This is a genomic window from Hymenobacter seoulensis (genome assembly GCF_054780535.1).
Genome location: NZ_BAAGWD010000002.1, coordinates 1,127,746 through 1,149,735 on the forward strand (window position 1 = coordinate 1,127,746; position 21,990 = coordinate 1,149,735).

Consider the following 21,990-nt stretch of genomic DNA (forward strand, 5'->3'; position numbering starts at 1 on the left):
AGCCTCTAGCGCACATCTTGCTGCGCAGCTGGCGCATTAAGCCAGAGGCCGAAACAGCTGCGTGCTGATGCTAGGAGCCTAAATAATGGGAGAAGTGCTGCTGGAGCTAGTTGCTAGGGTTTACACCCGTTACAACCCTAGTAATTCCTCGGCTGCGCCGAAGGCCGATTTGCGCCCATCCATTACCTGCTGCCGGATGTCGGGCAGGCGGGCAGCTACGTCGGGGCGGGCATAAAAACGGGTTTCCAGCGTTTCACGTATGGTTTCATGGAGCCAGTGCAGGTTTTGCTCCTGACGGCGGCGCAGAAAGTAGCCGCTGGCTTTGGTTTGCTCCACGTACTGTTCTACTAGCTGCCACACGGCCGGAACCCCCGCCCCCGTCACGGCCGAAGAAACCGTAACGACCGGGTTCCATTGCGAAGGGGCCAACGGAAACAGGTGCAGGGCATTTTGATACTCCACGCGTGCCCGGCGGGCGGCCTGCTCGTTGCCGCCATCGGCTTTGGTGATAGTCACGGCATCAGCCATTTCCATGATGCCTTTCTTGATACCCTGCAGCTCGTCGCCGGCGCCGGCCAGCATCAGCAACAGAAAAAAATCGACCATGCCGTGCACGGCGGTTTCACTCTGGCCCACGCCCACGGTTTCCACAAAAATTACGTCGTGGCCGGCCGCTTCGCAGAGCACCAGCGCCTCGCGGGTGCTGCGCGTTACGCCGCCCAGGCTGCGGCCTGCCGGCGACGGGCGAATGAAGGCGTGCGGGTGCGCGGCCAGTTCGTTCATGCGGGTTTTGTCGCCGAGGATACTGCCGCCGCTGCGCTGGCTGGTGGGGTCAATAGCTAGTACGGCCAGCCGCTTGCCCTGTTCCCGCACCAAATGCAACCCCAATGCCTCAATAAACGTGCTTTTGCCAACTCCCGGCACGCCGGTAATACCCACGCGCACGGAGCGGCCGGCGTGGGGCAGTACGGCATCCAGCACTTGCTGCGCCAGGGCTTGGTCAGAGGGGAGCGTGCTTTCCACCAGCGTGATGGCGCGGCTGAGTAGCACCCGGTTGCCAGACAAAATGCCATCAATGTATTCGGAAGCGGAAAAGCGTTTGGCCATGAGAGCGGGAACGAAGCGAACCGAAAAGTAGCGGATCAGAAAGCAATGCTGGTGCAAACTACCCCATATCGTACATTTGAAAAACTACCCCGGCGCCTTGCCCGTCTGCTTATTTTTTCAACTACCTGGTATTATGGGTAAAAACTTCTACTTCTCGGTTGCGGCCCTATTGTTAGCTAGTGCAGCGCCTCTGTACGCTCAAAATGAGCTAAGTAACTTTACGGCCACCGGCCGCGGGGGCGTGGCCACCACCTTTGCCACCGACTACCAGTCCATTGGCATCAACCCCGCAAACCTGGGCCGGATAGGCGGTTCTACGGTGGCTTTTACCATCGGTGAGTTCGGGGCAGGAGCGGGTTCCCAGTCGCTCACGCGCAAACAGTTAAGCCGGTTCGTCTTTCATTCTAACCAAACCCTCACGCTGGCCGATAAGCAGGAGCTAGCCCGGGCCTTTACCTCCGACAACGCCTTCAACTTCAATGCCGACGCGACTACCCTGGCGGTGGCCGTGCAGCTGCCGGTAATTGGCGGCATTGCCATCAGCAACCGGGTGCGCACGGCTGGGCATATAGGCATGAACCAGAACGCCGCCGAAATTGCCTTTTTGGGCCGGAGTGCGCCTATTTTCGCCTCAACCAGCACCGGCAATGTGCCCTTGGTATCCGAGGCGCTGGCCGGTACGGATGTGCAGCTGGCTGTGCTCAACGAATTTAACTTGGCCTGGGGCACTCGGCTGATTGATTTGCCCCTATTCCAGCTCTCAGCAGGAGCGGGCTACCGCTACATTCAGGGGATAGGCATTATCGATGTGCGGGTGCAGCCTGGTAATCTGCAAAGCTTCACCTCTATGTCGCCCCTGTTCAAAATCGACTACGGCGACATGGTCAATGACCCCAGCTTTAACCTACGGGAGCGCACCAACGGCTTACAACCCGTAGGCAAAGGCCATGGCTTCGACCTCGGGCTAGCCCTGGAAGCAGGCAAAGCCCTACGCCTCGGCCTGGCCATTACGGACTTGGGCAACATGACCTGGGAAGGCAACCTGGTAACCGGCAATGACCAGAAGCTGAAGCGCCTGAACTCCGATGGTATTGGCAGCTACAACGTAATCCGGGAAGGCGCGGAGATATTTGCCGCCGGCACCGACAGCCTGTTTCAGTATCAAACGGGCCAAGAGCGCAAGGCATCGTTGCCTACCAAGCTGCGGGCCGGGGCCGGCGTGCGCATCAGTGAGTTTTTTGAGGCTGGGCTGGATGTAACGTTGCCCCTGAATGAAGTGGCTGGCAACCTTACCACGGCCTTTGTGGGTGCTGGTATTGATTACAAACCGGCCACTTGGCTGCGCCTGAGCAGCGGCGTGAGTGCCGGTGCCGGATACGGCCTCAATGTGCCCCTAGGCATCACCCTGACCTCGAGTGTGTATGAAATTGGAGTAAGCACCCGCGATGTGCCCGGCTTGTTCACCTCCCAGAATCCGTATTACTCGGTGGCCGGCGGGTTCTTTCGGTTCAAGCTGGGCAGCAAAACCCAGTAGAATGCAGAATGCCGACGGTTTATCGTTCTGCGGGGCCTCGGCCTTACAGAACGGCAAACCGTCGGCATTCATGGTTTTAGCGCCCAGCCGCTTTATTTGGGCTCCGTGATAAAGTTGGGCAGGCCCAGTTTGCTGCGGCGGCCGCCTAGTTTCAAGCCATTATCAAGGTACTTGGCAGCGTCCGAGTTTGGGTTCTGGATGACACCTAGGAACGGGTTGTCTTCGCGGGCCACGTAAATGTTGCCATCGGGGGCGCGCTGCAGGGAGCCTACTTTGCGGTTAGCCGATTTGCCGATGACGGTGGCTTTACCCGTTTTCAAATCGAACTGGTAAATCTGGGCCATGCCGCCGCCTTCGCCATTGCTGGAGCCATAGAGCTTGCTACCGTCGGGCGAGAACTCCACACCGTAAGCTTCAGGATAAGGAGCAAAGGATTTGGCGTTGCGCACTTGGCCGGTGCTGCGGTCAAAGTCGAACACCTCGTATTTATTGGCTTCGCGCCACAGCGCTACGGCCAGCTTACGGCCATCGGGCGAGAATTTCATGGCGCCAATGGCGTTGCGGCCGGGGCCGGCGTGCATGCTGCCTACGTTGCTCATAATGGGCTTGCTCTGTACGCCATCGGCTGTGACCAAGAAGCTTACAAATGCATTGGAGTTCCAGCGGTGCGCCACAATCCAGACGTCGCGGCCGTTTTGGTGGCGCACGGCGGCTAGCTTTTCGGCCACGGGGGTAATAAGCAAGGCATTGGAGCGCGGCACGTCGCCGAAGCCGTTGTCGCGGGTCATATCCACGGTGGAGTAGCGCAAGCCGTTGGAGCCGCCTTGCGCACCTACCGTGAACACATAGAACACGTTGCCGCTCCCAGGGTCGGGCACGATAAGCGCGCTTTGGGTGCTGGAGTTAGAGCCCATCAGCTTTTTGCCGTTGGGCATTACCTGGTGCTTGCGGTTGAACACAAATTCGCCGTTGGTATAAAACAGCAGCTGGCCTTGCTGGTTGGTGGCTACGGCCGAGCCTTCATACGTGGTCATTTTGCTGGTGAGCAAGGGAGTAGGAGCGCCCCCATCGGCCGGAAACGTAAGGCCAGCTTGCTGCCCAAACAGCCACACAGATTGCTCGCGTTGGGCCAGCACCACGCCAGGCAACAGCAACGCCAGCAGCATGGGCAAAAGCGAAAGTCGTTTCATAGAAGTCGGAAAAATCAACAATAGGCTAGAATGAAATTTCGTGCCAACTATGCGGCTAGGGAGGTTCACCGCTTTGTTAGACCTAGTAAAGTTGGGGTGCGAAAGTAGCACTAGCCCTTTCTTGGCTCTAAAGCTCCCACTCGCCGGCCAGTAAACGCGGAATAAGGGGCTGAATGATCCGGTAGCTAGCGCCCCACAGCTGGTAGCCATTCCCGACGCGGTAGTACGGCACGAGGTGGGGCGTGGGCCAGCCCGCCAGCTGCCAGGTTTCCTCGGTGTGGTTGGCCGCATTCGCGAGGTGGCGCAGCGGTATTTCCAGCACCTCGTCTATTTCCGACGTCTGCCACTGCCATACCTCCGGCCTGCGAATACGACCCAGAAACGGCGAAATTCGGAAACCAGTGGGCACAGCAATAGTGGGTAAGGCCTCCAGGACTTCTATGTTGTCCGCGGCCAAGCCCACTTCTTCAAAGGCTTCCCGCAGGGCCGTGGCTCGCAGGTCAGTATCGTCGGGGTCGTGCTTGCCGCCGGGAAAGGCCAACTGGCCGCCGTGCACACCAAAGGCGGCGCGGCGTACCATCACTACATGCAGCTCTTGGTCCTCATCGCGGAAAACCGGCACCAGCACGGCAGATTCGCGCAGGTTTTTAGGAATCGGGAAATCGGGCATAACGAAACAGCGCCGACGCGGATGGACCGCGTCGGCGCTGGAAAGGTACGGAGCGAACGGACTTTAGATGCCGTTTAACCGTTTAGGAAGGCTAGTACAATGCGTTCAAAGCCGTTACGTCGTTGGCATTGAACGGGCGGTTCTGGCCCGAGCCAATGCAGGCCAGCATCCAGGAGTTGGGGTCGGCAGCGGCCGGAGTACCCGGAATCAGGATAGCGCCCACCGTGCTGGCACCCTCGTTGGAGGTAGCGCCGCCGCAGCTGTAGCTGCGGTCCATGTAGTCAGTGTGGCGGAAGCCGATGCAGTGGCCTACTTCGTGGGCCAGAATGGTAGCAATGTAGGTAGTGGGGTTCGCGGTGCCGATGGCGCGCGAGTTCACCTTCACTTCGCCGTAGGGGTTGCCGCCGGTTGGGAAACCTGCCGAAGCGAGGTAGCTGCCGCTGGCCCGTACAATATTGATGTTACCGCCCGAGGCCACGCGGCTGAACGTAATGGTCAGGCCCTCGGCATTAAAGCGGCGCACTACCTCATCAATGGCAGTAACATAGGCCGAAGGCAACTGGCTGGAAACGCTGATGGATATGTTGCGTCCGCCGTTTACTAGGTTCGTGGTGCGGTACTGTTCGGCATCACCTACGCGCAGCAGCTTGGTAGAGGCACCATTGCTCAAAGCCGAGGGGCTCAGGACAATATCACCTTCTACTAGGTAGTTGCCGGCCTCATCACGCTGGATACCAGCCGTGCTGAAACCCAACTGCCGAATCTGGCTGATAGCATCGGCGCTGATTTCTTTCGAGGTGTTTACTACTGCTTCTTTTTCTGAGCAGCCGCTGGCTAAAGTCAAGGTAGCCAAGGCAGCCATTACGAAGTACGAAGTGATTTTCATAGGGTGTTATTGGTTGTGTTAGAGTGAATGAGATTACAATGTATTCAAAATATTGATACAATAAGTACTTTAATTTTATTTCGTGATGAATAATATTGTAAAAATGGCAGTTTAAGGCGGGGTGTTTTACTGAATGGCATAGGTGCCATCTTCGGCTACCGCCACGTTGGGGAGCTGGTGCGTGTCCTCAAAATGCTGGTAGCCGGGGGCCAGTTTCTGCCAAAAGGCTAGGTGCGGGCTTGCCATCCGAAGCGCCAGATTATCGGCGGTGAGCTCGAACGGGAAGATGTGCACCGGAATGGCAGTTTGCCCGGCTGCGCGGGCCTCCACGGCCAGCACATACAGCTCCCGAATGCCCGCGTCGGTGATGGGCAGGCACCCGATGGTAACGTCGGAGCCATGAATAAAAATATCGTTGCCGGGGTCCAGAAGGCCGCTGCGGAATCGGTCGGCGGCATTGGGGTAGTCCAGGCCCAACGATAGGTAGTACTTGCTGTCGGGGTTAAACCGGTCAATGGTATAGAAGCCTTCCGGCACTTGTCCGTCGCCGGCTTTCGCCTTGGGCCCTAGCGTGCCGGACGTGCCCGCCAGCCGAAACGTGCGCAGCAATACAAACTGCGCGCTACCCTGGTTGCGGCCCCATACCTCCAGCCGGCGCCCTACTTTAAATGCCCGCAGAAACAGCTCCAGCCGCTCAGGCGCCAGACCGTGCCGACGCAGCAACGCCTGGGTAGCTGCTTCATGCAACCCATACGCCGCCCTAACGCGCGGGAAAAGCAGTTGGCCGGCCCGAAAAGAAGGGTTTGGTTCGGGCCGAGAGGTTGTGGAGCGGGCATACAAAGCCACGAGCAGCGCGGCAGCGAGCAGAAACAGGGTGCGCATAAGAAGAGAAGGGAGCGGCCGGTAGTTACAGGTAGCCGCGTGTGCCAACTGAACGGCAAGGTATTGCCAGCTAGTATAGAAGCGCAGGTATATAGGAAGAAAAAAGTGTTTTTTAGGTAAGTTGATGAACCCGAAACCTCATCTGCTGCCGGCCCCTACCCGTACTGTTGCCATGCCTACTACTTCTGCCTCCTCCGCCACCTATCAGCCCGATCCACTAGGTAAGGATTTCGAGCAACTCGTCATCTCGCAGCCGAATGATTACGAAGGGCTGGTCCGGGCGGTGCTGGTGCGTTACCGCCCGGAGCCCGTTCCGCCCACGCCGCGGGCCGTGCTATACGTGCATGGCTTCAACGATTATTTTTTTCAGCGCGAAATGGCCGCTGAGTACATGGCTCATGGCTACCGGTTTTTTGCCCTCGATTTGCGCAAGTATGGCCGCGCCCTGTTGCCTCACCAGCGCCCCAACAACGTGCGCGACCTGACCGAGTACTTCGCCGACCTAGCTGCCGCCCTGCAGCAGATACACACGGAGGGCTACCCGCAGGTGGTACTGAGCGGACACTCAACGGGCGGGCTGATTACGGCGTTATATGCGGCCCAACAACCTGCTTCTGGCCTAGTAGCCCTGGTGCTCAATAGCCCGTTTCTAGAGCTGCATCAGTCGTGGTTGCGGCGCCACGTAGCGGTGCCGATGGCTACTGCGCTGGGTGCCCGCTGGCCCGATTTGCCACTGCCTTCCGGCCTGACAGATACCTACGGGCAAAGTTTGCACCGCGCCTACCGCGGCCAATGGGAGTATGATCTGGCCTGGAAACCCAATCAGGTGTTTGCCGTGAATGCCGGCTGGTTGCGCGCCATCAGGCGGGGGCAGCAGCGCATCCGGCGCGGGCTGGGCCTGCACCTGCCCGTACTCGTGCTGCACTCCGACCGCACAGCCGTTGGGCGTGCCTGGCACGAGGATTTTCAGCGCACCGATATCGTGCTCAACGTCCAGCACATTCAGCAGCTCGCTCCCCGCCTCGGAGCTAACGTAACCACCAAGGCCGTGCCGGGCGCCGTGCATGATGTCTTTCTTTCAGCGCCTGAAGTGCGGAAAGCAGCGTATCAGCGCGTATTTGAGTGGTTGCAGCAAACGGAAGGGCTAGTGACCCAACCCTCGAAAACCAGCCAACTAACAAGCAACTCCTAAAGCTAGGCAGTAAGTAAATACTTCGTCACGCTCAGCACCAAGAGCTGGCAGAAGGGTTAGCACGCAGCTGTGCTCCAGTCCATACAAGTTAATTCGGGGTAGAGAAACAGGCCACGGGCCGTTGGGTTACTAGGGTGCGTATCTGTTCAAACCGCTTTTGTTTATGCTATTTCAGACCACCCTTGGGTTACTGGTTGCGCTTGGCCTAGGCGGCAGCATTACGGCACTGGCCCAAACAGCACCGGCTAGCTCGTTGGCGGCTACTATCAAGGCCAGCAAATGGCAGAAACGAGTGTTACTGCTGTGTGCCGGCAGCCCCGACGACACCAGCCTGCTTCGGCAACAGCAGCTGCTGGCACCCGCCAAAGCCGAGCTGGATAGCCGCGACCTGCTTGTGCGGGAAGTTATTCCAAGTCAGCTTTCCGGCTCCGACCAGCGCTACCTCCGCCAGCAGCTCAACGTGACCGGAACAGGGTTTATGGTACTGCTTATTGGCAAAGACGGCGGCGTAAAACGGCGCGAAACCCAACCCTTGGCGCCCGCGCAAGTGTTTGCCACTATTGATGCCATGCCCATGCGGCAGCAGGAAATGAAGCGCCCGAAATAAGTGTTGCAACGCCACAACCAGAGGCTGTGCGTACTTTCGGGCGTGGCCTTGCATACTGATTATGATGTGCTGATTGTAGGAGCCGGTCCGGCTGGGGCTGCCTGTGCCCTGGGGCTGGCGGCAAGCGGCCTGCGTGTGGCCCTCCTCGATAAGGCTCAATTCCCCCGCGACAAAGTGTGCGGTGATGCTATTCCGGGACCCACACTGAAGGCACTGGCCCGCTTGAACCCACAGTATGCCGAGGAGTTGCGCGCCCTCACCCAGGCTCACCGCACCGATGTTCGCACCAGCCGCTTGGTTTCGCCGGCCGGTGCTGAGCTGCAGGTAGAGTGGAAGGCTCCGGCCTTCAACAGCCCCCGGCTGCATTTCGATGATGCCCTGCTCACGTTGGTGCGTCGGCATACCACCACTGAAATCCTAGAAAACTGCGCAGTGAAAGTTGTGCGGGCCGATGCGGATGGGGGAGAGGTAGTGCTGGCAGATACAACACGGCTACGGGCACAGCTGCTTGTTGGGTGCGACGGCGCCAACTCAGTAGTGGCCCGCTGCCTGGCCCCGCAGCCCCTTAACCGCTCCCGCCATTGTGCCGCCGTGCGGGCTTACTACCAGGGCGTAATGGAAGCCCCCGAAACTACCAGCGACTTTCTCTTTCTGCGCCGCTACCGCGCGGGCTACTGCTGGGTATTTCCGGTGGGCGGCGGCACCTACAATGTGGGTTTTGGTATGCTCTCTTCCGACATTGCCCGGGAGAAAGTAGATCTAAAGCAGGTGCTGGAAGAACTGATAACCACGCACCCGCACTTGGCGGGTCGGTTCACGTCGGCGCAACGCCTAGGGCCGGTGCTGGGCTTTGGGCTACCACTGGGCGGCTCCCGACGGCCTCTTACCGGGCCCCGCACGCTGCTCTGCGGCGATGCTGCCGCCCTCATTGATCCTCTCCAGGGCCATGGCATCGATAAGGCCGTGCTGAGTGGAATACTGGCCGCCGAGCATGCCAGGCGCTGTTGCCAGACGCAGGACTTTTCAGCTCTTTCCCTGCTGCAGTACCAGCTGCAGGTACACCGCCGCCTAGGCCGCGACCTAACCCGGCGCTACCACCTCATGCAGGTGCTGGCCCGTGCCCCGTGGCTAGTAGAAGCAGCCTTCCGGGCCAGCCAATGGCCGTGGTTGCGGCAGTGGCTGGTGCGTAAGGTAGGGTAGTAAGGCATCAACCAGTCTAAATGACTTAACTAAGCTCCTTGCTGGTGGCTTTTCTTGCTTTTACTGAGAGGAGGCATCCGTGCTGAAAGCTTACATTTTAGCCAATGCTGCGAATCACGCCGCCATCAACCCGCACCGAGGCGCCATTGGTAGCAATAGAAAGCGGGCTGGCGAGGAAGACTACCATGTTGGCAATTTCCTCGGGCGTGATAAACCGCTTCAGCAACGACGAAGGGCGCGCATCGCGGAAGAACTCGTGCTCGGCCTCCTCGCGGGTTTTGCCGTCGCCGGCCAGCTTCTGCAGAAACTCCTCTACGCCTTCGGAGGCAGTAGGGCCGGGCAGCACCGAATTAACGGTTACCTCAGTGCCTTTGGTAAGTTCGGCTAGCCCCCGGGCTACGGCCAACTGTGCCGTTTTGGTGGTGCCGTAATGAATCATTTCTTCCGGAATCTGGAGGCCCGATTCGCTGGAGATAAACAGGATACGCCCCCAGTTCTTTTGCAGCATCAGGGGGAAATATTGCCGCGAGAGGCGCACGCCACTCAGCACATTCACCTCGAAAAAGTGCAGCCAGTCTTCGTCCGGAATTTCGGCAAACGGCTTGGGCTCGAATATGCCTACGTTGTTGACCAGAATATCAACAGCAGGCACTTGCAGCAGCAGGCGCGTTACCTGCTCGGCCCGGCCAAAATCGACGGGAACGGTGCGCAGCTTGGCGGACGGCGTTTCGTGTAAAATCAGGCGGCGAGCCTCTGCCAGGCGGGCTTCGGTACGACCCGTGAGAATAACTTCGGCGCCCTCAGCGGCAAGGCGGCGCGCAATGGCCAGCCCAATGCCGGCGGTAGAGCCCGTCACGAGGGCTAGCTTATCCGTGAGTTGTAAGTCCATGCTAATGGAAAGTAGTGGCTAGGGAATGAAGGAAGTAAAAGAACCGACAACGGCCGGTTTTGTAAGCCAGTCGCTACTTTTCTCTGCCAAGGAAGGCCGGTAATCCATTTCGGGTGGTTATCGTATGGGTTTTCTGGTGCTACTAGACCCTGCTCGGCTACCGTGCACTTGGTGCAGGTTACTGGCCTAGGTGCCGCAGTCGGCCCAACTTGTTTTACCGTTTTCGGTTGTTTACTCCTTATCAACTCTACCGCTCTTATGTCCTTTACCTCTGCCCGTCCCGAAGATTTGCTGATGAATGCAGCCCGCCAAGGCGATAAAGAAACCATTCAGGCGCTGCTAGCCGAAGGCGTTGACGTAAACTACCAAGATGGCCGCGGGTTCACCCCTCTGATTCTGGCCGCCTACGATGGACACATTGACGCCACCAAACTGCTGCTCGAAGCCGGCGCTAACCCCAACGTGCACGATGCCAGCGGCAACACGGCCCTCATGGGCGTGGCCTTCAAAGGCTACCCCGAAATAGTACAGATGCTCATTGACAACGGCGCCGACTTGAACGCCCGCAACGGCAACGACGGCACGGCCCTCATGTTTGCTACCCTCTTCGGCCGCCACAACATCGTGCCCATTCTGCTGAAAGCCGGGGCCGATGCCACGCTCCGCGACGTGCGTGGCCTTTCGGCCCGGGACCTAGCCATTCAGCAGGGCAACCAAACCGCCCTCGAGTTACTAGGGGAGCAATAGGCTTAAACCCCAGCGTATACCTAGTAAAGGCCCTCCTGAATGTGCTCTTCGCAGTATCAGGAGGGCCTTTGGTGTAGGTAGGTTGTAGCCTTTTGCAGTTGCTATTCTACCGTGATGGTGCGGTTAATTACTTCCTTGTTGTACTCTAGGCGCAGCACATAAATACCCTTGGGCAAACTGCTGGTGTTAAAGCGCGCTTCTAGTTTCTGACCAGCCGAAATGGCTTTCTGCTCGGCCACTACCCGGCCAAAGGAATTGTAGAGGGTAGCCCGAATGGCAGAGTTTATGCCAGCATTTTCCAGCGTCAATACAAAGTGGCTTTGGGCCGGGTTTGGGTACACACTAATAGCCACATCCGACTGGCCGCTAACCGAGCGGGAAAGCTGGCTACCATACCGGGCCAGGTACCCTTCAGTGAAGGTGCTGGAAATGGTTATTGGCCCGAACTGGTTGGTGCCGGTAAAGATGCCAATGGTATAAATGTTGTTATGTTTATCCAGGGCAAGCTTGGCTCCTGAACTGGTGCCTGGCCCACCTACCAGTTCTGTTTTGAGTGCTCCGGTTCTGGGCTGCAGCTCCGTCAGGAAGGCCTGTGAAGTATAGGGATAATCGTTGCTTAGGTTGAATGCCCCCGTTAAAAACACCTTCCCGGAAGACGCATCCGCTTGTATGCCGCCGGGATAGTCGCCGTTGGCAGTACCCAGCGAAACGGCGCTCAAGGCGCGGCCTGTGTCGTTGTAGTGTGCGATGTAGATATCGGTGCGGCCTTTGCTGGTGAGGGTGCTGGAGCCAAAGTGAACCGTACCGTAATAGCTATTGGCCAGGTACAGCTCGTCCTTGCCAGCCAGCGCCAGACTACGGCCATCGCCAGTGCCCGGCACCGAAGTAGCCCACATCAGACCACCTTTCTTCGCCTCAAAGCGGGCTAGATACATGTTGCTGTTGTTGTCAGCTGAGCGTACTGTAATTCCATCCAGCTGCCAGGCATCGTATTGTGAGCCAGATAAATACACATCGCCTGACTGATGTACCACTACTGCTCCGCCGCTGCTCGTTGAGCCAGGAGTAAACTCACTACCCTGCGGAATTAAGCCCTCCATTACTCTAGCCCAGCGCAGTTCTCCTGTTGGCGAGTAGCTGGCCAGAAAGGCTTGATTGTAGCGGTCAGAAAAGGCGGTTTTAGCATCGAACTGCACCGTTGTGCCACTAATAGTGCCCGTTACATAGCTGTTGCCGGCCTTATCCACCGCAATGTTTTGGCCAACGTTGCTGCTATAGTAATAGTAGTAGGGCTGGGTGCTGCTGATTTGACGAAGCCATTGTACTGCACCATCCTGACCACACTTAAGTACGAACACATCCTGTTGGGGCTGTCCGTCAAACGTCGATTTAGAAGTTATACTCTGGCCTGACTTTGCGCTGAGAGAGCCTCGGAACGTTCCGGTAACGTACGCCTGGCCCGACGCATCAATTGCAACGCCAAACGGAATGGCATCAGATGAGCCCAGGAGCTTGGTTACCTGTATCACTTCGCCCGATGGCCGGCACTTGGCCACGTACACACACAGGCCAGATGCCGTAATGCGCGTGTTCCCCAGGGTAATTGCATCGTAGAACCGCCCGGTAACATAGTAATTGCCACTTTGGTCTGTGGCTATATCCATTAGTCCATTTGGTTGTTCTACAGCTTGCACGGAGGTCCAACCGGGCGTTTGGGCCTGGGCGGAAAACGTTAGAAATGCGGCAATGAGAAGTAAAAGCTGTTTCATAGAAAAGCGGATATAGGATGGGGTGAAAACTGAAATCGATGAGTAGTTAGATTGGTGTTGGCGCCCGGGGCAGTATTGTAATGGTCGTATCAGCTGCGTATCCTTCCTCCTGCCCGAGTCTGGCTGCCATGCGTATAGCGGTAGCCCTTATTATCAATAGGTTGGCCTCTTATGTCGCCCTAGTATTCTTAGGTAGTTGGTAAGAACCAAGCGCTCAGCCTATCGGGTTAAAGCTACAGTAAAGAGAGGATATAAATAGGAAAATTATTACTTTTTATATAACTAAACTATTTGACGGTTTTGGCTGTGCTATGCACCTATATATGCTCTTTGCAAGCACTTTAAGCAAACTAGTGGGCTAGTAATGTTTGCTTTATGCGATGAGTCAAGGCGTAGCTGCACAGCAGCAAAAAGCCCGCTTACCTGTAGTAGCAGGCAAGCGGGCTTACGATGAGTAGCTAGTAACTTCGGCTGGCGTTTTAGGGGAGGTGAGTGTCGGAAGTAATTGCAAAAAGGCAGGTTTGGGTTGGCAGACGACCTAGAAAGGTGCTACAGCGGTTGCCATACCACATCAGCCACGGCCGAGGTGTTAGTAGAAAGGTACTGGCTATACAAGGCCTGCGCCTGGCCCTGTTCGGGCTCACTGCCATCCGAGTGCAACACGAGCAGGTGCTCATCGGGGCCTAGGCCTAGTCGCTTGCTTAACTGTTGGGTGAGTGGGGCCGAGATGCTGAGCCCATCCTGCAGCTTCACCACAGTCACTTGCTGCCCATCTTGCTCAATGCGGGTATACACGCCGGCGGGGCCAGCGGAAAAGGTTTCGGTGTCGGTTTTCATAGAGTACGGGCTTGGGTTGAGCTAGCCTATACGAAAACGGCTCCTGCGCCGTCGACTTTCCGCAGGGTTCCTAGGCCTAGGGTAGCGCCTGCTTGTAAGGTATGCACCGTTACGCCGTCAGCAGGAGTGAGGTGGGCCTGCAGCTGCTCCGGAGTGCCTAGCAAGGAAGGGAAGGTGCCAAAGTGAAAAGGTACTAGGTGCCGCACCCGAAGCAACCGGGCTGCATGGGCAGCCTCCAGTGGCCCCATGGTGTACCGGTCGCCGATGGGCAGCAGGGCAACGGTTGGCTGGTAGAGGTCGGCTAGCAGGCGCATATCCCCGAACAGACCCGTGTCGCCGGCGGCGTACAGCACAGTGCCATCAGAGAAGCGCACTACAAAGCCCACGCCTTCGTGCGGGAAACCGGTTTTGCCGCCGGGCAAATCAATGTGGGCCGCGTGGTGGGCTACGGTCATGGTCAGGCGCAGGCCTAGTAGCTCAATGCTACCGCCTACGTTCATGGGCTCGCACTGGGCGGCTGGCACGCCCTGCTCCCGCAGGTAAAACCGAACCGGCGCGGGTGCGGCCACCTTGGCTCCGGTGCGGGCGAGTAGTGCTGGAAGCTCCGCGTCGAGGTGGTCGTCGTGGCCATGCGTGAGCAGCACCAAGTCGGCGCGCTCTGGCTGGCGCAGGTGTTCCGGCACGTAGGGGTTGTTGCTCAGCCAAGGGTCGAGCAGAATAACGTAGCCTTCCGGCGTGGTGATGCGGAAGCTGGCGTGCCCCAGAAACTGAAGTTGCGTGGTAGTTGGCATAAAGCAGATAACGTCAGAAAGCAAAAGCTACCGTGGTTGCACCCGACCAGTGATGGTGAGCAACGCCTCGGACAGCGGCTCAAAGCTCGTAATTTCCGCTACGTGCGCCAGCAGCCGCAACCCCGCAAACCGGTTCAGCCACACCGGCCGAATCCCGACCTGCAGGGCCCCCACTATATCGGCGTGCCAGTTATCGCCTACCATCACGGTTTCGGCCGCGTAGCTACCTAGGCGCTCCAGGGCCACCTGAAAAATGCGCGGGTTGGGCTTCGTCACCCCAATATCCTCGGAGGTGATGAGGGCATCAACCAAGTGCGCCATGCCCAGATGCCGCAGTTTTTCTTCCTGCTCAGCGGTACGGTTATTCGTGACGATGCCAATTTTGTAGTGGGGCCTGAGAGCCTCCAGTAACGCCAGCGCGCCCACAATGGGGTGGCGCAGGCGTTGGTAATGCCCGTAGTGCTGCTGCGCGAAGTGAGCTGCCTCGGCCTCGGTAGGTGCTACCCCATATGGCGCCAGTAACCGCTGAAACCGCAGGCGGCGGGCATCTTCGTAGGTGAATTCGCCGGCCAACACCCGCGGGTGCATTTCCTCTAGTATCTCGCTGTACTGCTGATATAAGGCTTCTAAGTCAGCGCCCGCAAACTCCGGCAGTCCGGCCGTGCTGGTCGCCAGCGCCGCGCGGGCTGTGTTGGCGTGGTCGAATAAGGTGTCGTCTAAATCGAAGAGTACGGTGGTGAGGGGCATAGGGCTAGGGGGCAGCTAGGGCCGGATGGCAAGGCAAGCAAATAACGGCATGAAAGCACTGGTACACGAAACTGCCCCGTTGCTAGCGGGGCGGTTTCGTGTACCAGTGCTAGTACCTTTCCCTAGGCCATGGGTTTTTGCAAACCGCTCTTTCGACTGATGCCTGAGCCCTACTCAACGTGCAATCTGGCCTACAAGCCAAAAAGTCGGCCTCAGTGCCATTCGTGACCTGATGATTACTGCCAACCGGGCCGGTAGTCGCGCTTGACGAAACGATTTACTTCCTCGAAGTTGGTAACGCGAAGCTGTTTGGGGTCCCAGAGCAGTTCAATGCCCCGGCCGGGGTAGTCGACACCGGAGCCGGTGGCTTTGGGCCGCTGCAAATCGTAGCCCCGAATAGCGAGGTTGGCCATCAGCAGAGCCTCCGTTAGGGGGCCGGCCGTTTCAAAGGGCGCACTCAGGTAGTGGTTGCCATAACCGGCCAAGCAGGCTTCTACCCATTGGGCATAGTGCCCGTCGGCGCCGCCCGGCACGCGGGTTAGGGTTTGCTTCACCTTTACCTCTTGGTTACGCGAGGTGGGCAGCAGGCGCGGATCGGCGGCGTAGGTGCTGGCCATCATCTTGCCCTTGGTGCCCACGAACAGAATGCCGTTGCCGCCGTCGCCAAATAGCTCGTTTGGGCCCAGTTCCTCGGGGCGCTCGGGCTGGATGCCGCCGTCCATCCAATGCACCGTTACTTCATGCTTGTTTTTGTCGGTTTTCGGAAACTTCAGGATGACGTGGCTAGAGGGCGGGCAGCTTTCCGGGAAGTAACCACGCTTAAACTCATCTACGTACACGCTGCCCACGCTGGCCTGCACGGCGCTGGCGTATTGCAGGCCCAGCACTCGGAAGGGCGCTTCCAGCAGATGGCAGCCCATGTCGCCGAGGGCGCCGGTGCCGTACTCCCACCAGCCGCGCCAGTTAAAGGGCACCAGCTTATCCACGTAGGGGCGAAATGGTGCCGTACCCAGCCACAGGTCCCAGTCCAGCTCCTTGGGCACGCTGGCCGCCGTAGTGGGCCAGGCAATGCCCTGGGGCCACACGGGGCGGTCGGTCCAGCAGTACACGGTGTGCACCTTGCCTATTTCGTTGGCGTCGTACCATTCCTGAAGCTGGCGCACACCGTCGCCGGAGGCGCCCTGGTTGCCCATTTGCGTAACTACCTTGTGGCGTTTGGCTGCTTCCGTGAGGGCACGGGCTTCGTAGAGGTCGTGGGTGAGGGGTTTTTGCACGTACACGTGCTTGCCCAGCTGCATGGCAGCCAACGTTACGGCCGCGTGGTTGTGGTCGGGCGTGGCCACCGATACGGCGTCAAAGTTCTTGCCTTCCTTGTCTAGCAGCTGCCGCCAGTCTTTGTAGTACTTGGCCTGCGGGTAGGCTTGCACGGCACGGGCGGCCCGCCGGTCGTCTACGTCGCAGAGATAGGCAATTCGGGCCTTACCCGATTGCACAAACGACGCCAGGTCGCTTTCCCCTTTGCCGCCTACCCCCACGCCGGCAATCAATAGTTGGTCGCTGGGGGCGGTGTAGCCTTTGCCGCCCAGCACAAAACGCGGCACAATCATGAAGGTGGCGACGGCGGCAGCGCTCTGCTTAATAAACTCGCGGCGAGAAGGCAGAGAAGAATTCTGACTCATAGAAGATGGGTAGGACGATGGAATACGAATAAAATACTCCCAAACAAGTGGGTGCGCTAGCCCCCCTACTACAGCCTGGGTCACTCAGGATAAGGTGTTTAAGGTAATAAAATCAAGCAAGTAGCCAGCCTAAAAACAACCCGGCCCGCTAGGAGCGGGCCGGGTTTTATAGAATGGTTGCTACGTCCAGGGTGGTTTGCCCCGCCACGGGACCTAGCAGTTGGGTGCGGCGCAGCAGCGTGGCTATGTTCTTGGGCAGCTCGACTACCGTGAGCGGGCGCAACGGCTGGGCCACTAGGTAGTACCGCGCGTCAGACCGCTGGTGGAGGCGGGTTTTGGCGAAGGAGTACAGGCCGCGCCGGGCATAGCGCGCGAAACCTTGGTAGCTGCCTTCATCGGTGCCATCAGCCACCTCAGCCACCACCGCCGAATCGGTTTCCGGCAGCGTCAGGAAATACTGATGCAGCTCCAGCAGCACCTCCTGCGAAGCCGCCACCGACTCGGGCAGTATCCCGCCGCCGGACGCTACGTGCAGGATATAGCCGTTGCTATCCGCCGCAAACCAGTCAATGTCCGCGTCTTCTTGGTCTATTTCGTCAATGCGCATGTATAAGCCTAGATTTATGGAGTATGGGCAGGAGGCTAACTCAACAAGGCTTTAAGCTTATTCACATATTGCTCTTTGCTCAACTTAGTTAGCCAGGTTTTCGGGAGGTAAGTTTCAAAATATGCCCATGCATGAGCTTTATTCACTTTCTTCTCCAAGCGTTGAATGATGAAACCTAGATGCTGATGATTCCAAGCCCAAACTTCTTCATCGCGCAAGACTAGCTTATACCAAAGTTCGTAAGCTTTCAATTGCTGCCAATTTGCCTCCCGGCCAAAACCGCAATGGAAGCAGTTAATCAGCCAGAGATTACGGAAAGAAGCAATATCTAAGAAGTGTGCATAGTCAGCGGGACAGTCAACATTGGTAGCTGAAGCCTGTCGACCACAAGTCGCACATTTCAATGCTACTTGTCGAGGAAAATGGAAATGGCCGTAACGTACGTGGCTATCCATTCCAACTTACTCGCTCAGCTTCTCTAAAATCTCCTGAGCCGCCACAGCAATGACCGTCCCTGGGCCGTACACACCGACTACCCCGGCGTTGTAGAGGAAGTCGTAGTCTTGGGCGGGGATGACGCCGCCGGCAATGACGAGGATATCTTCGCGGCCGAGCTGCCGGAGCTCCTCGATGAGCTGCGGAATCAGGGTTTTGTGTCCAGCGGCGAGGCTGCTCACGCCCACCACGTGCACGTCGTTCTCGGCTGCCTGGCGGGCTACCTCGTCGGGGGTTTGGAACAGGGGCGCAATGTCCACGTCGAAGCCCACATCGGCGAAAGAGGTAGCAATAATTTTGGAGCCCCGGTCGTGGCCGTCCTGGCCCATTTTGGCCACCATCATGCGGGGGCGGCGGCCTTCCTTGGCTGCAAAGTCGTCGGCCATCTGGCGGGCCTTGGCAAACTGCTCGTCGTAATTCATTTCCTGAGAATACACACCCGAAATAGCCCGGATAGTAGCCTGGTGGCGGCCGTACACTTTCTCCAGAGCATCGGAAATTTCGCCGAGGGTAGCGCGCAGGCGGGCCGCCTGCACGGCTAGGGCCAGCAGGTTGTCGTTGCCGGTGCGGGCCGCTTCCGTGAGGGCCTCCAGGGCCTGCTGCACGGCGGCGTTGTCGCGGGTGGCTTTAATCTGGTTTAGGCGCGCAATCTGCGACTCGCGCACGGCGGCGTTGTCGATGTCGAGCACCTCAATTTCGGTGGCCTCGTCGATGCGGTACTTGTTCACACCTACCACAATCTCCTTGTTCGAGTCGATGCGGGCCTGCTTGCGGGCGGCGGCTTCCTCGATGCGCATTTTGGGCAGCCCGGTTTCAATGGCCTTGGCCATACCGCCCAGCTCCTCCACTTCCTGAATCAGGGCCCAGGCTTTGTCAGCTAGCTCGTGCGTAAGGCTTTCCACGTAGTACGAGCCGCCCCAGGGGTCCACCACGCGGGTAATATCCGTTTCGTGCTGAATATAGAGCTGGGTGTTGCGGGCAATGCGCGCCGAGAAGTCGGTGGGCAGGGCAATGGCCTCATCGAGGGCGTTGGTGTGCAGGCTCTGGGTGCCGCCCAGCGCCGCGGCCATGGCCTCAATGCAGGTGCGTGCCACGTTGTTGAAGGGGTCCTGCTCCGTGAGGGAGTAGCCCGAGGTCTGGCAGTGCGTGCGCAGGGCCAGGCTTTTGGGGTTCTGGGGCTCGAACTGCTTGATGAGCTTGGCCCACAGCAAACGACCGGCCCGCAGCTTGGCAATTTCCATGAAGTGGTTCATGCCAATGGCCCAGAAGAACGACAGGCGCGGGGCAAAGTCGTCAATTTTCATGCCTGCGGCCAAACCAGCCCTCACGTACTCCAGCCCATCGGCTAGGGTGTAGGCCAGCTCCAAGTCGGCAGTGGCGCCAGCTTCCTGCATGTGGTAGCCCGAGATGCTGATGCTGTTGAACTTAGGCATATTCTGAGCCGTGTACCCGAAGATATCGGCAATGATGCGCATGCTCGGCAGGGGCGGGTAGATGTAGGTGTTGCGCACCATAAACTCCTTCAGAATGTCGTTCTGAATAGTGCCTGCCAGCTTATCTGGCGTTACGCCCTGCTCTTCCGCCGCCACAATGTAAAACGCCATAATGGGTAACACGGCTCCGTTCATGGTCATCGACACCGACATCTGGTCCAGCGGAATCTCATCAAACAAGAGCTTCATGTCCTCCACCGAGTCGATGGCCACACCTGCTTTGCCCACGTCGCCTACCACGCGCGGGTGGTCGGAGTCGTAGCCGCGGTGCGTGGCCAGGTCGAACGCCACCGACAAGCCTTTCTGGCCGCCCGCGAGGTTGCGGCGGTAGAAGGCATTGCTTTCCTCAGCCGTTGAAAAACCCGCGTACTGCCGGATGGTCCAGGGATTCTGGATATACATGGTGCTGTATGGCCCGCGCAGGTAGGGCGCTTGCCCCGCGCCAAAGCCCAGGTGGGTGAGGTGCTGCACATCGTGGGCGGTATAGAACTGCTTGAGCGCAATGCCTTCGGGCGTGGCCGTTTCGGGTGCTTCCGTGGTGGGGGCAGGCAGCTGGGCCGCGTCGTAGGCTATCTGAGAGAAGTCGGGCTTCATCGGGAGTTGGGTGGGTGGTGAGGGGTAGTGAGCGGGTAGCTTGCCGCAGCGCTTAGTGCTGCAGGTGGTAAGCAAACTCGCCTACACTCATACCAAACCGAAAAATGAAATACGCCGACACAGCAATGAGCACCGCCTTACCGGGCTTGGTATCGAGCAGATAGAGATAGTTGGTGAGCTTCTGCATGATGATTTCGTGTTTATTTCTTGCCTTGCAAACGGGCCAGCACATCCTCCGTGCTGTAGCCTTGTACCGAAAACTCCTTTAGGCCAAATACCTGTACGGCTTCCTGCATGGTAGCCAGGTCGGCGGTAAGCAGCGCCGGCGGAATAAAGTTGGGCTCATCAATGGGCACCCGACTGATGGCCCGCGCCAGCCTCCCGAACTGCTCAGGGGTAGCGTACATCAACGTAGCTTCCTCGGCCGAGGAAAACAGCACCGATAAGGTGCCCTCCGGATGCGCTTCGTGCAGCGCTAAACGCTCCTGATCTGGCAGCGTCAGCAGGAATGACTCCAGAATGATTTGGTTGGTGTGAGCACCTAGCAGCACCAGGGCGGCGCGCTTCTTTTTCTTTTCGCGCCGCTCAAAGTGCAGAGCCGTGGCCAGGCGCAGTACCTCGGTGGGGTAGGTGGCGCGGGTGCTATCAAAGTCCCGGCTGCGCAGCAGGCGCTTGGGGTTGTAGTCGAACTTCTCGTTGGGGTTCTGGTACTTGTTGGTGCCCACTACTATCTGCTCGCCGTTGGCAATGCGCCGGAACTGGGCCTGCGCCGAGGCGTGCAACTCCTGCATTACTAGGCCTGTGGCAGCGGGCAACCCGCCGGCTTCCTCAATCTTCTGAAACAGAGCCCAGGCTTCGCGGGCTATCTGGTCGGTGAGGGTTTCGAGGTAGTACGAGCCGGCCGCGGGGTCCTGCACTCTATCCAGGTAGGCTTCTTCGCGCAGCAGCACCGGCAGGTTGCGGGCCAGGCGCTCGGCAAACTCGTTGGGGCCATGAAACAGGCAGTCGAAGGCACCCACGCTAATGGCATCGGCGCCGGCCATCACGGCGCTCATGGCCTCGGTGGTAGTGCGCAGCAGGTTGGTGTGTGGATCGAGGGTAGTCTGGCTCCAGGTGGCGGTAGTGGCAAAAATGGTGAGCTGCTGGGCTAGCTCGGTCGGCAGCTCAAAGGCATGGAGCAGGGTAGCCCACAGGCGCCGCAAAGCTCGCAGCTTAGCTATTTCAAAAAAGTAATTAGGGCCTACGGCCACTTTCAGGTGCATGGCAGCTGCTACTTCCGCCAAGGGCAAGTCAGTGCTAGGCAGTGTGCTGAGGTAAGCCGCCGCCGTAGCTAGCGTGAAGGCTACCTGCTGAGTAGCTGTAGCGCCCCGGTTGCCATAAAAGGCTGCATCCAGCCCCAGCGCCCGGAACTCCGGCCAGCTCCGGCTGATACGGATTGCTTCCCGCAGTTCCTTTTGCTGCACGGCCATGTCAGGCGCGTGGCGCGACAAGGGGTCCGAAATCAGGAAGCCGCGCATCGGAATGTCGGTGGTTGCCAGCTGCTGCATCAGTTTGGCTGCCCCTCCGCGCACGGTATAGCCAACGTAGGTTTCGGCGAGCGGCACGCGCTGCGAAAGAAGCTCCACATCAAAGGCTTCGGCGTGGGCCAGCACAAAGTGGGCGCCATCGGCTCCCCGGCTGAGGGCCGATGCGGCGCGCTCAATGGCCGAGTGTCCGCGCTCAATGGCCGCCACGGAGTACGTGGGCACATTGCGCCAGTGAGTGGTTGGGCGCACCTGCGGGGCAGGCGCGCCGCCTAGCTCGTTTAGCGCCTCCAAGTGGTAGAAGGGCTGCACCGGAAAGCCGTCGGGCGTTTCCCAAACCAACGCGGCGGGGTCTTTGCCCTTCAGGTCGCGGGCAATGCGCTCCTGCCACTGCGGGGTAGAAACGGCATCAAACTCGGAAAAGGAAACAGGCACAGAACGCGGCGAATCGGCCATAATACGGCGGGGTGGGGATGGTAAGGGAATGCCCAAAGAGGCGCGCTAAAGATACTGGTTCGAAGAGAGAATGTTGGGTAGTATCTATTGAAGCC

The 21,990-nt window shown here is 58.6% G+C and carries 21 protein-coding genes; 5 read left to right on the forward strand and 16 right to left on the reverse strand.

All coding sequences use genetic code 11. The features are described from left to right. Window positions 1-129 precede the first annotated feature (129 nt). The gene (gene meaB, locus ACYVHC_RS12685; protein WP_460614086.1) at window positions 130-1,107 is read right to left on the reverse strand and encodes an ArgK/MeaB family GTPase; all 978 of its coding nucleotides are present in this window, start codon (window positions 1,105-1,107) and stop codon (window positions 130-132) included. A 133-nt stretch (window positions 1,108-1,240) separates the two neighbouring features. Here meaB and ACYVHC_RS12690 point away from each other — a divergent pair, with 133 nt between their 5' ends. Then, entirely contained in the window at window positions 1,241-2,641 is a 1,401-nt protein-coding gene (locus ACYVHC_RS12690; protein ID WP_460614087.1) for a DUF5723 family protein, read from the forward strand. A 92-nt stretch (window positions 2,642-2,733) separates the two neighbouring features. On the opposite strand, the gene ACYVHC_RS12695 is transcribed toward ACYVHC_RS12690, so the two are convergent. The 4 genes from ACYVHC_RS12695 to ACYVHC_RS12710 all read right to left on the reverse strand — a co-directional run bounded on the left by ACYVHC_RS12695 (window position 2,734) and on the right by ACYVHC_RS12710 (window position 6,269). Next, window positions 2,734-3,831 carry a TolB family protein gene (locus ACYVHC_RS12695; protein ID WP_460614088.1) on the reverse strand — a complete coding sequence of 366 codons (1,098 nt, stop codon included), beginning with the start codon at window positions 3,829-3,831 and terminating at the stop codon, window positions 2,734-2,736. A 127-nt stretch (window positions 3,832-3,958) separates the two neighbouring features. Then, window positions 3,959-4,501 (reverse strand): NUDIX hydrolase, encoded by a 543-nt coding sequence (locus ACYVHC_RS12700; protein ID WP_460614089.1) that lies wholly within the window; start codon window positions 4,499-4,501, stop codon window positions 3,959-3,961. 91 nt (window positions 4,502-4,592) lie between these two features. Next, window positions 4,593-5,387 (reverse strand): zinc metalloprotease, encoded by a 795-nt coding sequence (locus tag ACYVHC_RS12705; RefSeq protein ID WP_460614091.1) that lies wholly within the window; start codon window positions 5,385-5,387, stop codon window positions 4,593-4,595. A gap of 126 nt (window positions 5,388-5,513) precedes the next feature. Continuing rightward, on the reverse strand, window positions 5,514-6,269 hold the full coding sequence (locus ACYVHC_RS12710; RefSeq protein WP_460614092.1) for a L,D-transpeptidase family protein: 756 nt from the start codon (window positions 6,267-6,269) through the stop codon (window positions 5,514-5,516). Window positions 6,270-6,441: 172 nt separating this feature from the next. Here ACYVHC_RS12710 and ACYVHC_RS12715 point away from each other — a divergent pair, with 172 nt between their 5' ends. From ACYVHC_RS12715 to ACYVHC_RS12725, 3 genes are all read left to right on the forward strand, one after another. Next, window positions 6,442-7,461, forward strand: a complete 1,020-nt coding sequence (locus ACYVHC_RS12715; RefSeq protein WP_460614093.1) for an alpha/beta hydrolase — start codon at window positions 6,442-6,444, stop codon at window positions 7,459-7,461. A gap of 163 nt (window positions 7,462-7,624) precedes the next feature. After that, window positions 7,625-8,068 (forward strand): DUF4174 domain-containing protein, encoded by a 444-nt coding sequence (locus ACYVHC_RS12720; RefSeq protein ID WP_460614094.1) that lies wholly within the window; start codon window positions 7,625-7,627, stop codon window positions 8,066-8,068. A 42-nt stretch (window positions 8,069-8,110) separates the two neighbouring features. Continuing rightward, complete coding sequence (locus ACYVHC_RS12725; RefSeq protein WP_460614095.1) at window positions 8,111-9,268, forward strand: geranylgeranyl reductase family protein; 1,158 nt, start codon at window positions 8,111-8,113, stop codon at window positions 9,266-9,268. A gap of 97 nt (window positions 9,269-9,365) precedes the next feature. On the opposite strand, the gene ACYVHC_RS12730 is transcribed toward ACYVHC_RS12725, so the two are convergent. After that, on the reverse strand, window positions 9,366-10,157 hold the full coding sequence (locus ACYVHC_RS12730; protein WP_460614096.1) for an SDR family NAD(P)-dependent oxidoreductase: 792 nt from the start codon (window positions 10,155-10,157) through the stop codon (window positions 9,366-9,368). Window positions 10,158-10,415: 258 nt separating this feature from the next. On the opposite strand from ACYVHC_RS12730, the gene ACYVHC_RS12735 reads away from it, so the two are divergent. Then, complete coding sequence (locus ACYVHC_RS12735; protein WP_460614097.1) at window positions 10,416-10,904, forward strand: ankyrin repeat domain-containing protein; 489 nt, start codon at window positions 10,416-10,418, stop codon at window positions 10,902-10,904. A gap of 101 nt (window positions 10,905-11,005) precedes the next feature. On the opposite strand, the gene ACYVHC_RS12740 is transcribed toward ACYVHC_RS12735, so the two are convergent. From ACYVHC_RS12740 to ACYVHC_RS12785, 10 genes are all read right to left on the reverse strand, one after another. Further along, window positions 11,006-12,673, reverse strand: a complete 1,668-nt coding sequence (locus ACYVHC_RS12740) for a T9SS type A sorting domain-containing protein (RefSeq protein WP_460614098.1) — start codon at window positions 12,671-12,673, stop codon at window positions 11,006-11,008. 549 nt (window positions 12,674-13,222) lie between these two features. Further along, window positions 13,223-13,510 carry a hypothetical protein gene (locus ACYVHC_RS12745; RefSeq protein ID WP_460614099.1) on the reverse strand — a complete coding sequence of 96 codons (288 nt, stop codon included), beginning with the start codon at window positions 13,508-13,510 and terminating at the stop codon, window positions 13,223-13,225. Between the two features lie 26 nt (window positions 13,511-13,536). Next, complete coding sequence (locus ACYVHC_RS12750; protein WP_460614100.1) at window positions 13,537-14,301, reverse strand: metal-dependent hydrolase; 765 nt, start codon at window positions 14,299-14,301, stop codon at window positions 13,537-13,539. Window positions 14,302-14,328: 27 nt separating this feature from the next. Further along, window positions 14,329-15,048, reverse strand: coding sequence for an HAD family hydrolase (locus tag ACYVHC_RS12755; RefSeq protein WP_460614102.1), 720 nt, complete (start codon window positions 15,046-15,048; stop codon window positions 14,329-14,331). A 236-nt stretch (window positions 15,049-15,284) separates the two neighbouring features. Next, window positions 15,285-16,727 (reverse strand): Gfo/Idh/MocA family protein, encoded by a 1,443-nt coding sequence (locus tag ACYVHC_RS12760; RefSeq protein WP_460614104.1) that lies wholly within the window; start codon window positions 16,725-16,727, stop codon window positions 15,285-15,287. A gap of 166 nt (window positions 16,728-16,893) precedes the next feature. Then, window positions 16,894-17,334: a hypothetical protein gene (locus tag ACYVHC_RS12765; protein ID WP_460614105.1), complete on the reverse strand. Its 441-nt coding sequence runs from the start codon at window positions 17,332-17,334 to the stop codon at window positions 16,894-16,896. A 35-nt stretch (window positions 17,335-17,369) separates the two neighbouring features. Then, window positions 17,370-17,789, reverse strand: coding sequence for a hypothetical protein (locus ACYVHC_RS12770; protein ID WP_460614107.1), 420 nt, complete (start codon window positions 17,787-17,789; stop codon window positions 17,370-17,372). Between the two features lie 6 nt (window positions 17,790-17,795). Then, window positions 17,796-19,916 carry a methylmalonyl-CoA mutase gene (gene scpA, locus ACYVHC_RS12775; RefSeq protein ID WP_460614108.1) on the reverse strand — a complete coding sequence of 707 codons (2,121 nt, stop codon included), beginning with the start codon at window positions 19,914-19,916 and terminating at the stop codon, window positions 17,796-17,798. Between the two features lie 52 nt (window positions 19,917-19,968). Next, the gene (locus ACYVHC_RS12780; RefSeq protein WP_460614109.1) at window positions 19,969-20,103 is read right to left on the reverse strand and encodes a hypothetical protein; all 135 of its coding nucleotides are present in this window, start codon (window positions 20,101-20,103) and stop codon (window positions 19,969-19,971) included. A gap of 13 nt (window positions 20,104-20,116) precedes the next feature. Continuing rightward, the gene (locus ACYVHC_RS12785; RefSeq protein ID WP_460614110.1) at window positions 20,117-21,895 is read right to left on the reverse strand and encodes a methylmalonyl-CoA mutase family protein; all 1,779 of its coding nucleotides are present in this window, start codon (window positions 21,893-21,895) and stop codon (window positions 20,117-20,119) included. Window positions 21,896-21,990 lie beyond the last annotated feature (95 nt).

Excerpts from the sequence above, each read along its gene's own strand:
- meaB (WP_460614086.1), bottom strand. The coding sequence starts at position 1,107 with ATGGCCAAACGCTTTTCCGCTTCCGAATACATTGATGGCATTTTGTCT.
- ACYVHC_RS12690 (WP_460614087.1), top strand. The coding sequence starts at position 1,241 with ATGGGTAAAAACTTCTACTTCTCGGTTGCGGCCCTATTGTTAGCTAGT.
- ACYVHC_RS12695 (WP_460614088.1), bottom strand. The coding sequence starts at position 3,831 with ATGAAACGACTTTCGCTTTTGCCCATGCTGCTGGCGTTGCTGTTGCCT.
- ACYVHC_RS12700 (WP_460614089.1), bottom strand. The coding sequence starts at position 4,501 with ATGCCCGATTTCCCGATTCCTAAAAACCTGCGCGAATCTGCCGTGCTG.
- ACYVHC_RS12705 (WP_460614091.1), bottom strand. The coding sequence starts at position 5,387 with ATGAAAATCACTTCGTACTTCGTAATGGCTGCCTTGGCTACCTTGACT.
- ACYVHC_RS12710 (WP_460614092.1), bottom strand. The coding sequence starts at position 6,269 with ATGCGCACCCTGTTTCTGCTCGCTGCCGCGCTGCTCGTGGCTTTGTAT.
- ACYVHC_RS12715 (WP_460614093.1), top strand. The coding sequence starts at position 6,442 with ATGCCTACTACTTCTGCCTCCTCCGCCACCTATCAGCCCGATCCACTA.
- ACYVHC_RS12720 (WP_460614094.1), top strand. The coding sequence starts at position 7,625 with ATGCTATTTCAGACCACCCTTGGGTTACTGGTTGCGCTTGGCCTAGGC.
- ACYVHC_RS12730 (WP_460614096.1), bottom strand. The coding sequence starts at position 10,157 with ATGGACTTACAACTCACGGATAAGCTAGCCCTCGTGACGGGCTCTACC.
- ACYVHC_RS12735 (WP_460614097.1), top strand. The coding sequence starts at position 10,416 with ATGTCCTTTACCTCTGCCCGTCCCGAAGATTTGCTGATGAATGCAGCC.
- ACYVHC_RS12740 (WP_460614098.1), bottom strand. The coding sequence starts at position 12,673 with ATGAAACAGCTTTTACTTCTCATTGCCGCATTTCTAACGTTTTCCGCC.
- ACYVHC_RS12745 (WP_460614099.1), bottom strand. The coding sequence starts at position 13,510 with ATGAAAACCGACACCGAAACCTTTTCCGCTGGCCCCGCCGGCGTGTAT.
- ACYVHC_RS12750 (WP_460614100.1), bottom strand. The coding sequence starts at position 14,301 with ATGCCAACTACCACGCAACTTCAGTTTCTGGGGCACGCCAGCTTCCGC.
- ACYVHC_RS12755 (WP_460614102.1), bottom strand. The coding sequence starts at position 15,048 with ATGCCCCTCACCACCGTACTCTTCGATTTAGACGACACCTTATTCGAC.
- ACYVHC_RS12760 (WP_460614104.1), bottom strand. The coding sequence starts at position 16,727 with ATGAGTCAGAATTCTTCTCTGCCTTCTCGCCGCGAGTTTATTAAGCAG.
- ACYVHC_RS12765 (WP_460614105.1), bottom strand. The coding sequence starts at position 17,334 with ATGCGCATTGACGAAATAGACCAAGAAGACGCGGACATTGACTGGTTT.
- ACYVHC_RS12770 (WP_460614107.1), bottom strand. The coding sequence starts at position 17,789 with ATGGATAGCCACGTACGTTACGGCCATTTCCATTTTCCTCGACAAGTA.
- scpA (WP_460614108.1), bottom strand. The coding sequence starts at position 19,916 with ATGAAGCCCGACTTCTCTCAGATAGCCTACGACGCGGCCCAGCTGCCT.
- ACYVHC_RS12780 (WP_460614109.1), bottom strand. The coding sequence starts at position 20,103 with ATGCAGAAGCTCACCAACTATCTCTATCTGCTCGATACCAAGCCCGGT.
- ACYVHC_RS12785 (WP_460614110.1), bottom strand. The coding sequence starts at position 21,895 with ATGGCCGATTCGCCGCGTTCTGTGCCTGTTTCCTTTTCCGAGTTTGAT.